10 protein-coding genes are annotated in these 9,460 nt (G+C 50.4%); 6 read left to right on the top strand and 4 right to left on the bottom strand.

The annotated features are described in order from the left end of the window. The first annotated feature begins 294 nt into the window (after positions 1–294). On the top strand, positions 295–1,260 hold the full coding sequence (gene hemC, locus ACKFKF_RS19230; RefSeq protein ID WP_446856924.1) for a hydroxymethylbilane synthase: 966 nt from the start codon (positions 295–297) through the stop codon (positions 1,258–1,260). Between the two features lie 137 nt (positions 1,261–1,397). Here hemC and ribE read toward each other — a convergent pair whose 3' ends face one another. Then, positions 1,398–2,078, bottom strand: a complete 681-nt coding sequence (gene ribE / locus ACKFKF_RS19225; protein WP_446869174.1) for a riboflavin synthase — start codon at positions 2,076–2,078, stop codon at positions 1,398–1,400. Positions 2,079–2,343: 265 nt separating this feature from the next. Between ribE and ACKFKF_RS19220 the strand changes: the two genes are divergently transcribed. Together ACKFKF_RS19220 and ACKFKF_RS19215 are read left to right on the top strand one after the other, a co-directional pair. Next, positions 2,344–2,850: a bifunctional nuclease family protein gene (locus ACKFKF_RS19220; RefSeq protein WP_446856922.1), complete on the top strand. Its 507-nt coding sequence runs from the start codon at positions 2,344–2,346 to the stop codon at positions 2,848–2,850. A 141-nt stretch (positions 2,851–2,991) separates the two neighbouring features. After that, positions 2,992–4,140: an aldo/keto reductase gene (locus ACKFKF_RS19215; RefSeq protein WP_446869173.1), complete on the top strand. Its 1,149-nt coding sequence runs from the start codon at positions 2,992–2,994 to the stop codon at positions 4,138–4,140. A 347-nt stretch (positions 4,141–4,487) separates the two neighbouring features. Here ACKFKF_RS19215 and ACKFKF_RS19210 read toward each other — a convergent pair whose 3' ends face one another. After that, complete coding sequence (locus tag ACKFKF_RS19210; protein WP_446856920.1) at positions 4,488–4,904, bottom strand: hypothetical protein; 417 nt, start codon at positions 4,902–4,904, stop codon at positions 4,488–4,490. 215 nt (positions 4,905–5,119) lie between these two features. Here ACKFKF_RS19210 and ACKFKF_RS19205 point away from each other — a divergent pair, with 215 nt between their 5' ends. Next, positions 5,120–5,626 (top strand): late competence development ComFB family protein, encoded by a 507-nt coding sequence (locus tag ACKFKF_RS19205; protein ID WP_446869172.1) that lies wholly within the window; start codon positions 5,120–5,122, stop codon positions 5,624–5,626. 54 nt (positions 5,627–5,680) lie between these two features. Next, positions 5,681–6,337, top strand: coding sequence for a hypothetical protein (locus ACKFKF_RS19200; protein WP_446869171.1), 657 nt, complete (start codon positions 5,681–5,683; stop codon positions 6,335–6,337). Here the strand turns inward: ACKFKF_RS19200 and ACKFKF_RS19195 are convergent. Both ACKFKF_RS19195 and ACKFKF_RS19190 read right to left on the bottom strand, forming a co-directional pair. Next, positions 6,285–7,445, bottom strand: coding sequence for an extracellular solute-binding protein (locus tag ACKFKF_RS19195; protein WP_446869170.1), 1,161 nt, complete (start codon positions 7,443–7,445; stop codon positions 6,285–6,287). The two genes, ACKFKF_RS19200 and ACKFKF_RS19195, sit on opposite strands and share 53 nt — an antisense overlap. A 20-nt stretch (positions 7,446–7,465) precedes the next feature. Beyond that, positions 7,466–8,104 carry a phycobiliprotein lyase gene (locus tag ACKFKF_RS19190; RefSeq protein ID WP_446869169.1) on the bottom strand — a complete coding sequence of 213 codons (639 nt, stop codon included), beginning with the start codon at positions 8,102–8,104 and terminating at the stop codon, positions 7,466–7,468. 584 nt (positions 8,105–8,688) lie between these two features. Here ACKFKF_RS19190 and ACKFKF_RS19185 point away from each other — a divergent pair. Continuing rightward, complete coding sequence (locus tag ACKFKF_RS19185; protein ID WP_446856915.1) at positions 8,689–9,057, top strand: hypothetical protein; 369 nt, start codon at positions 8,689–8,691, stop codon at positions 9,055–9,057. Positions 9,058–9,460: the final 403 nt, after the last annotated feature.

The following is a 9,460-nucleotide window of genomic DNA, read 5'->3' as shown; positions in this document are numbered from 1 at the left end:
TGGGGGATTTAGGGGGCTGAAGCCGACTAGAACGAAGTGAGTATGGACTTGTGTATACACCGTAGCAGAATTGGGGGGCAGAAGATTTCAGCAACGAAACGAGAAACTTTCTCTAAAAGTCCCCCAGAATTGTCGGGTCGGAGAGCAGAAGCGCTCAACAAGGCAGCAAAGAGCCTAGATCGAATGCTTAACTATCTGTAACGATCCATCAGGGTGAATGCTCACAAATGGGACGACTCACTGCGGTAATGTGGAAAGAGTCACGATCGAAGCCTGTTTCAAACACTCGTTGATATGTCTCCTACTGCAACCCCCGTTTCTAACCGCACCATTCGGATTGGTTCTCGCAAAAGTCAGCTTGCCCTTGTCCAGACTCATTGGGTGCAAGCTCAGTTGCAAAAGGCGTTTCCCGATCGCACCTTTGAAGTTCACACGATGAGTACCCAGGGTGACAAAATCTTGGATGTGGCGTTAGCAAAAATTGGCGACAAAGGTCTCTTCACCAAAGAGCTAGAAGTCGGAATGCTCAACGGCGACATTGATTTTGCGGTTCACTCGCTCAAAGATTTGCCGACTCGCTTGCCCGAAGGGTTGATGTTGGGCTGTGTCACCGATCGCGAAAATCCTGCCGATGCGCTGGTCGTTCACGAAAAACACCAGGACAAACAGCTTGACACGCTACCCGCAGGCGCAGTCATTGGCACTTCATCGCTCAGACGGCTAGCCCAACTGCGACATCACTTTCCTCATTTTGTCTTCAAAGATGTGCGGGGCAATGTGATCACTCGTCTGTCAAAGCTGGATGCAGGCGAATACGATGCGCTGATTCTGGCAGTAGCCGGACTAGAACGATTGGATCTGGGCGATCGCGTCCACCAGGTTATCCCCCCCGAAATTTCTCTCCACGCAGTCGGTCAGGGCGCTTTGGGCATCGAGTGCCGTACCAACGATCCAGAAGTGCTGAACGTTCTCAACGTGTTGCAACACCAGCCCACCGCCGATCGCTGTTATGCAGAACGAGCCTTTTTGAGAGCCTTAGAAGGCGGATGTCAGGTACCGATCGGGGTCAACACCCTTCTCAAAGACGACACGCTAACGCTCACAGGAATCGTCGCCAGCGTCGATGGACAAAAAATCGTCAAAGGTGAAGTTTCTGGCTCTCCTGCCGATGCCGAAACGCTGGGGACTCAACTGGCTCACCAACTGATCGAGCAGGGCGCAAAGGAGATTCTGGACGAAATTACTGCGGCCGTTCGGTAGGGATGAGGAGAACTTCGCTTTGCGAGGAGGGATGAAATTTGTGGCGCAGTTTCCCAGTGGTTGCTCAGAGGCTCTAGGCAGCCGGAGCGGAGTTCTTCCTTTGCTAGATTCTCGGCTCACTCGCCCCACACCAATTTCTACAAATATCCGTGTTCGGCTAGAAAGTCAGGACTGAGACCGTTAGGAGAAGCTTCGCCCATCTCGCTATAAGCGGAACCCGATCGCAAAAACTTCTCTACATACTTTCCTAAAATGTCGCCCTCCAAATTGACCCAGCTACCCGGATGGAGTTGAGAAAGATTGGTCTCAGCGTACGTATGGGGAATCACTGCTACTTTAAACCAGGAACCTGACGGGTCACAATCCGCCACCGTGAGACTGATCCCATTCACCGCAATGCTGCCCTTAGGGAGAATATAACGAGACACCCGATCGCTCGCTGTCGTAAACGTCATCTCCCAAGAACTCGCCGTCTGCACCGAAGATTTGAGAACGCCCACCCCGTCAATGTGACCTGTGACAAAGTGACCACCTAGCTTGCTGCCGACCTTGAGCGACGTTTCTAGATTGACCCGCTTACTGCCGCCCTCGGTCTGGCTGAGGGTCGTGCGAACCTGAGTCTCCGGCGATACCACGGCCACAAATCCCGTTCCCGAAATCTCCGTCACCGTCAGACAAACGCCATCGACCGCCACGCTGTCGCCCAGTGCCAATCCCTGCAAAATAAGTCCGGCAGACGGCTCTGGGCATGTGATTTGTAAATGTTCGACCCCGATCGGGTGCAGGGTGCCGACAGTTTGAATGAGTCCAGTAAACACGAGTAGTATGGGGTAGTTGGATGAAAGAAACTTTACCAGCTTGTCCTGAGATTAATCTTTCGCTCAAGTATTTGGGGAAATCGAGAACTCTTCTTTATTTTGTCAAAATCTAGGAGGGATGATTTAGGATCAGGGCAGAGATCAGGGCATACTAAGGTCATCTACTTTAACTTGCTCGTGGTGTGCCAGGTCTTACGCCTGGTTCTCCTGGGTCTTCACGATGAAGAGTTCCTCCTTTGCTTCAGGTGTTCTAGAGGCTATACCGATGATTGAAATGAAGGTCGCTGGAATTGCGTTGGACGCGGCAACTCGTAGCCCGATCGTGCTTCTCAAAGATGGCACCGATCGCCGCGCACTTCCTATCTATATTGCTCAGGATCAGGCGAAAGCGATCATCAACGCCTTAGAAAACCAAACCCCGCCCCGTCCGCTCACCCATGACTTGTTTGTCAACCTCATGGAAACCTGGGACATGGAGCTAGAGCGGATTATTATTCACTCTCTACAGGATAATACGTTCTACGCAGTCTTAATTGTTTCTCAAGGTGAGGCAAAGCGCGAGATTGATGCTCGTCCCAGTGACGCGATCGCCATTGCCCTCCGTACCAATAGTCCCATTTGGGTGATGGAAGAAGTGATTGCGGATGCTTCGATTCCGGTCGATCGCGATGCTGACGAAGCCGAGCGCAAAGCCTTCCGCGAGTTTTTGGCGACCCTGCGCCCCGAAGACTTGATTCAAAAAGGTCGCTTTAGCAGTGGAGAAGCGCAGTAGGAAGGGATGAGGGATGAAACTGGGTTGACGTGAATTGGTAGGAGCGACTTCGCTGACAGATGCGGAAACGTTCCCTAAGTTCTCTACCAGCGAGGGACTTTGAATAGAACTTTTGTCCTGATTTCTCATTGCTCTCCTTAAATGCACTATCGTCGCTTTGGTCAAACAAATCTACCGCTGTCCGTTTTCTCGCTGGGGACAATGCGCTGTCTAGCGTCGCAGGAAGTCGCAGAACAGACGGTAAGACGGGCCATTGAGCTAGGGATCAATCACCTGGAGACAGCGCGAGGCTACGGTCAGAGTGAGAAGTTTTTGGGAACGGCTCTTCAAAATGGGCTGTCGCGGAGTCAGCTTTACATTACAACGAAAATTTCGCCTACCGATGCTGAGATCGTCGATCGCCACATTGACGAATCCTTACAGCGCCTAAAGGTTGATTATTTAGACAATTTAGCGATCCACGGCTTAAACACCTGGGAACATCTCGCCTGGGTTGAGGCAGAAAAGGGCGGTATGCGGGCAGTCAGGCAGGCTGTGGCAGATGGAAGAATTCGGCATGTCGGGTTTTCGACCCACGGATTTTTAGACGTGATTTTAGCGGCGATCGCCACCCAACAATTTAAGTTTGTCAACCTGCACTATTCTTTGTTTTTTCAACGCAATGCGGCAGCGATCGATCTGGCTCATCGGCAAGATATGGGTGTGTTCATCATTTCCCCCGCCGACAAAGCTGGAATGCTCTATACGCCGCCAGACACGTTGACTCGTCTGTGTGCCCCCTTTTCGCCCCTAGAATTAAACTACCGATTTCTGCTCAGTGACCCTCGGATTACAACCCTCAGCGTCGGAGCCGCCCACCCGACAGAATTGGACTTGCCTCTACAGGTGAGCGACCCTTTGCAGGTATCTCAAGGAGATCGTACCTTTCCCCTGACTCCAGAAGAAATTGCTGTCCTGAGCCGCCTTGAGCTTCACCAGGCTGAAACCCTCAAAACGGACTTATGTAGTCAATGTTATGCTTGTCTGCCCTGCCCGATCGACATTCACATCCCCGAAGTACTGCGGTTGAGAAATCTGGCCGTCGCCTACGACATGAAGTCCTTTGGGGAGTATCGCTATCGAATGTTTGAAAATGCGGGACATTGGTTTCCAGGCAGCAAAGCCAACCGCTGTAATGATTGTGGCGACTGTCTGCCTCGATGCCCCCAAAATCTCGACATTCCCACCCTGCTCAAAGACACCCACCAGCGACTAAACGGCAAACCAGGACGACGACTGTGGCAAGAATGAAGGAGACTTGGGACTTTGAGACTCTGGATTTTGGACACTGAACTTTGTTCGACTCTGGACAACGTGAATTCGATGAGAGTTTTTTCGCTTCGTTGTTCACGGCTTCTGCCCCCCAACCCCCCAATTTTGGGGGACTTTCAGAGAGGAATTCTGGTTCAAAGTCCCTCACTCGTGGGGGATTTAGGGGGCGTTCCTGGATCTAAAAGCGAAGCGAAGCGTTCATCGAGCTGACTCTGGACAGAGTGGTTTCGGGGCTTCAGCCTACTTCTAACGTCCTTGGTATAATGTTTAGCGCTCAACGTCTCCCGTCTTTGCCGCCTCAGTCACATTCACTGAGAAAATTCACACTATCTCCAGTACGATCGCCCCTTCCAAAAAACGCCCAACACAGTTCCGACTATCTGAAAGATACTGATTTGAGGCACAAGCGCGACTGGAATTGGTAAAAATGAGAGCAACAACAGCCACAGCGCCAGACAAGGAACCAGCGCCCAGAGACTTGCATTCGTAATCGGGACTCTTTGAAACCATCGCTCCAAAATGGCAACGCTCAACGCTCCTATGCCAACGGCGATCGCTAACTCGATCAGCAAAATCAAAGGAGAACTCAGCACCGTTGTCAACACTTCAAGCGCCGCTGGAATTGCCCCAAAGATTTGAATAATCAGCACATCAAAAGCAGCCACGATCGCAACCGTCACGAGAGCTACCTGAAGCAGCGCCGTCCAGGGAAGAAACTTTAAACGACGTAGCGGGTCAAACATATTTTTGTCAACCGTAAAAAACTCTGCCGATCAACCGTCGATCGCTCAGATTCGATAGTTGCAATCTGATTTTGGGTATCCAAAAATCAACTAGATCAAAAATCTAAGCGTGAGCAGACTAAAAAATTTGCGGCTCGGTGACCCTTCTAGCAGACTTCAATTTTGACACGCGCCAGCCGTTGTGATCCTTGTGAACTTCACTTTATCCATCTATCATGCAATTTAACCGCGCCATCAGCTATCGAAACGCAATGGAATCTCTAGTCGTCGAGGAGGTCGATCGCCAGCTTCAACGCCTCCCCGCCAAACTCGTCGAATACATCAGCACCGCCGAAGTGATCGCCTACGCGCTCAACCGACTACCCGCCCTCTACGCCACCAGTGAAAAAGGCTGGAGACAACAAAGACTTCGGGGCAAAAACGAACTCAAAAATCAGGTTAACACAGTCGTCCGTCAAGCGTTAGTCGCCGTTCAGCGTGATCCCCTGCGAGTTGCGGCTCCCCTACAAATCACGGAAGAAGAACTGGAACCTTATAGTGCCTTACAGGGTCTCAGACAGCTATTGGGGAAAGAAAATCTCTCCTGGGATACGCTAGTTGATGTGGTGGAGCGATCGCTTCGCAAAGCCAAGCGAGAAGGCAAAGGTGAGCAAAAACAGCTCATTCCAGCGACCTCAGAATCACCTACCTATGATTGGGACGACAATCGCTACAATTTGTGACCGTACGACTTAGTTTGAGAATACGATTTAGTTGAGCAAGACAAGGGCCAGTCCATGCAGGTTTCAGCACTTCAGAGAACAGCTTTTTTATTTCAGACGCTGATTGGGGTGATGCTAGTCTGGGGAAATCAAAGCGCCATTGCCGACTCGGCCGTTTCGAGCGACCCACAAGAAGTCTTACTCTCTGCCCTACAGCCTTCTTTAGCTCCCCTAGACTTTGAGAAACTGCAACAAGGGCGCTGTGCAGATGACACTTTAGGAATCACCGAAACTTCGATTTCTCAAACCAATCTGACCATCCCTAGTTTTTGGTGGACTCGTGATCAAATCGCCGCCCAGCCTCAGTTTGGGAGCAGGTTACTTGACAAATGGCTGGCCTGCCCTGGTCAACGTACAACTCCCGGTCAGGCAGATTTTGTGGTCAACCAGCAGGTCTGGAGCTTGTTAGACTATTTAGAGCGCTACAAATTTGTCCAGGAGTTAGGAACAGAGTCCAGTGGCTATGGCTACAACATGAGAATTTTTAACCGTCAGGGAACGCTATTAGCAGCCTATACCTGTGCTTTTCAGCAAGCCGTCGAAAAAGCCTCTAACCCTCAACCCGCTGCCTGCATCCTTTCGCTGGACTCATCTGGCAAAGCAGGATTTCGGGGTCGCCCTAACGGGATCGACGCAGGGTCTCCCACAGGCGGCGGTACTGCTCGACCGTAGTATCGGTGAGGGGTTCGAGAAACTCGCTGCGGTCTAAGCTTTCTGCTCTGGGCATCAGAAGAGGATTGCTTTGCACCTCCGGCGGCAGCGTTGTAGAATTCAACGTCGTCAAAATCGGGGAGGCCGCAAAGCTAAATTGAGAAAGCTGTGTAGCAACGTCCGTTCGCCAGCAATAGTTGATCCAGTCTGACAGCAGGTTTGAAGCGTTTTGAACACGGGCAGGGCGCACCCAGAGATCTGTCCATAAAGCAGTGCCAGACGGGGGGAAAACCGCAGCGATCGGCTGGTTTCGCTGAATCAACGGTAAAACATCAGTAGACCACCCCACCGCCAACCAGATGTCATCTAATAACAATGGTTGCAGGTAAGTATCAGAACTATAGAACTTGACTTGTTGGTGCAGCCTGAGAAGTTCAGATTCTAGATTGGGGACGGTTTTGAGATCAGCCGTGTTGTAAGACTTGCCCAGGTGTTTGAGCGTTAGACCCATGACCTCGCGGGGCTGGTCAGGTAGAGAAATGTGACCTTTGAGATCTTCGCGCCAGAGATCGCTCCAGTCAGTTGGTAGCTGCAAATCTTTTTGACGAAAAATGTCTTTGCGGTAGATAATCACCGTGCTGCCCCACCGATAAGGAGCTGCCCAGACTTTGCCCTTGGGGTCTGGAATGCCGCGATCGTTGCGAGTCACAATATCTCGCCATCTATCCGGTAGTTGCTTCCACTGTTGCCAATTATCAGGATTGAGGGGTTGAATCAGTCCCTGACGAATGGCCGTTTCTAGCCAATAGTCGCCCAGGGTCACGAGGTCGGGTGTTGCCGAATCATTTGCCAAAAACGGGAGAGAAAAGGGGGATTTTTGAGGGGAGCCTTCCTGTTGTTTCCAGGCTTGCAGCAGTGAGAACAGCGTTTGGAGTTGATTTTCTGGCTTAAAGTCGAGTCCTACCTGGCGATCGTTCAAACTTTTGCGAAACTGACCGGGCAACTGAGCCGGAATAGAGTTCTTTAACAGCCGAATTTTGAGCGCGGCTTGACCTTGAGAATTGCAACCTGTCAGCGTCGTACTGAGGGCAAAGGTGCTGGCGGCTGTGAGAAACGATCGACGATCCATCATGAAGGAAAAAGTTAAGTCTACTGCTTATGTTCTACCCCAAAGCCGATCAGGGTCATGACCGAGGGCACTTCTCCGGATTGGGGGCGCTGGTAAGTGACGATCGTTCTCAGGCGGGTGGTAGGCGATAAGAGCCGCATCTGATCGACAGCGACCGATCGCTTGTAGTGGGTCGTCATTTCCAGGGTTTGGCGAGTCGTCTGGTAGGTAAAGCGTCCAGCGATCGTGCCTGCCTCTGAGTAGCCTTGATCTCGCAGGTAAAAGCCTTGAATGATGTCGCCATTGAAGTCTGTAGGAACCTGGGCCGCCAGGGGTAAAAGCGCCTCCGGAGTGACTTTTTGAATCATGTAGGCATCGGGCACAAACAAAGCTTTAAGGCTCATCGCCACCTCTTCACCTTTTTCAGAAACGGTATTGAAGGCGATCGCAAACCCTGGGCAGGTGTCCGGTTGAGTCACTTTAGCGGTGTCTACTTGAAAGTGCCCCGTTGCAGACTCGTCAGAGGGAATGAGAATACGCTGTTTCTCGGTTTCCGTCAGCGCGTCTACTTTAAACTCGGTGTAAGAGCGCTCAATTTCTTTCTGCTCAATGTAGTGGTAGGTGCGTTCAGTAGTCCAAGTGCCCGCACAAACAGCAAAGAATTCTTGAAAACTCAGCATTTTTCTCTCTAGTAGAACGGCGTTTAACAAAAATACTCAGCACAAAAACACTTGAATCAAGCGGCTCTCTGAAAGCATAGCACTTGCTCCAAATCTTAGACAGCATCTCACTTTGGAGCTAGACGACCGATCGTACTTTTTTGCACCAGTAGAAGGGTTAACGCACGGCTCACTTTTTCTGGAGAGGTTACAAGCTTTTGTGAGGCGTGATAGCTCGTTTCTCAGAACAGAAAAAATGGCTTAAAGGCAGATCTTTTTCCTTTGATCTAAACTTTCTTTGTAATCCTCAACTATCGTAACCAGGCTCTTTCATTTCACTCTAGAAGCAGATAAGTGCTTGATCTTTACAGCGTCCCGCTTTCAGCGTTTTACAAGCATTTTGAACACTTATTTTAACGAAATTCGTTCAACATTTTCTGAACTTTGCGAACAGTTTGTAGCCTTTCTTAAAGCAGTTGCTCAATCGTTTCCTGAGCTACATTTTGTTTTTGCATGAAAAGTTAAATGATTCGGGAGTAACCGTGCGATCGCAGGTTTTTTCACTAAGATGAACCATAACAAAAGTAGGGGAAGTAGGGCAGTAAATGGACACGCTTCAACAGCAAATCGGCACAATGGATAGCAAGATTGATACCCTGTATCAGCTTATCGAGCAGCTAACTCACAATCTTTCTCAAGTCGTCACCGAGATCAAGACCCCTAATCAGGGAATGGGCTACACCCTATCAGGCACCAGCAACGGGCGCTATTATCAGAGTCATCGCTACAGCGATCCGTCGATGGAACACAAAGATGTTTTGGTAGACAATCAGGGCAGCGAGGCCTCGATTCAAGGTGGAGAAAAGCCCCTCTCACCCGAAATTCAGATTCAGCGACTGACCGCACAACTGACCGCCGCCTACAACCGGATTGCAGCGCTTGAAGAACAGTTGTTGGCGCAGAGAGTTCACTAAGGATCGTGGATTAAATAACTCCGAAATTTCACCCTAACCCTAACCCTCTCCTCAAAGAGCTACCGTGTACACACAAGTCCGGAATCGCTTCGTTTCAATCGGCTTCAGCCCCCTAAATCCCCCATTCTGGGGGACTTTGACAAAGGAAAGATTTCCAAAGTTCAAAGCCATGACGACAGCTCAAAGTCCCTCACTTGTGGGGGATTTAGGGGGCGAAGGGTCTCGGCAATGACGGATCAATCAACTTGTGTGTACACGGTAGCCCCAAAGAGAGGGAACCAGACTTTAGCCTCCTTCTTAGGAAGAAGGGTTGGCGAGGGCTTTGCCCCACTTTGTGAGGATGGCGATCCGAGACTCTACAATTGTCGAAGTTATTTAATTCTCATTCCTAAGAAAGGGATGA

This window comes from Phormidesmis sp. 146-12, from assembly GCF_052939495.1.
Note: the sequence above shows the minus strand (reverse complement) of the source record. Positions and strands in the feature narration are given on the sequence as shown.

Coding starts and splice junctions, on each gene's coding strand:
- ACKFKF_RS19210 (WP_446856920.1), bottom strand. CDS start 4,904: ATGTTTGACCCGCTACGTCGTTTAAAGTTTCTTCCCTGGACGGCGCTG.
- ACKFKF_RS19215 (WP_446869173.1), top strand. CDS start 2,992: ATGCACTATCGTCGCTTTGGTCAAACAAATCTACCGCTGTCCGTTTTC.
- ACKFKF_RS19190 (WP_446869169.1), bottom strand. CDS start 8,104: ATGCTGAGTTTTCAAGAATTCTTTGCTGTTTGTGCGGGCACTTGGACT.
- ACKFKF_RS19195 (WP_446869170.1), bottom strand. CDS start 7,445: ATGGATCGTCGATCGTTTCTCACAGCCGCCAGCACCTTTGCCCTCAGT.
- ACKFKF_RS19200 (WP_446869171.1), top strand. CDS start 5,681: ATGCAGGTTTCAGCACTTCAGAGAACAGCTTTTTTATTTCAGACGCTG.
- hemC (WP_446856924.1), top strand. CDS start 295: ATGTCTCCTACTGCAACCCCCGTTTCTAACCGCACCATTCGGATTGGT.
- ACKFKF_RS19185 (WP_446856915.1), top strand. CDS start 8,689: ATGGACACGCTTCAACAGCAAATCGGCACAATGGATAGCAAGATTGAT.
- ACKFKF_RS19220 (WP_446856922.1), top strand. CDS start 2,344: ATGATTGAAATGAAGGTCGCTGGAATTGCGTTGGACGCGGCAACTCGT.
- ACKFKF_RS19205 (WP_446869172.1), top strand. CDS start 5,120: ATGCAATTTAACCGCGCCATCAGCTATCGAAACGCAATGGAATCTCTA.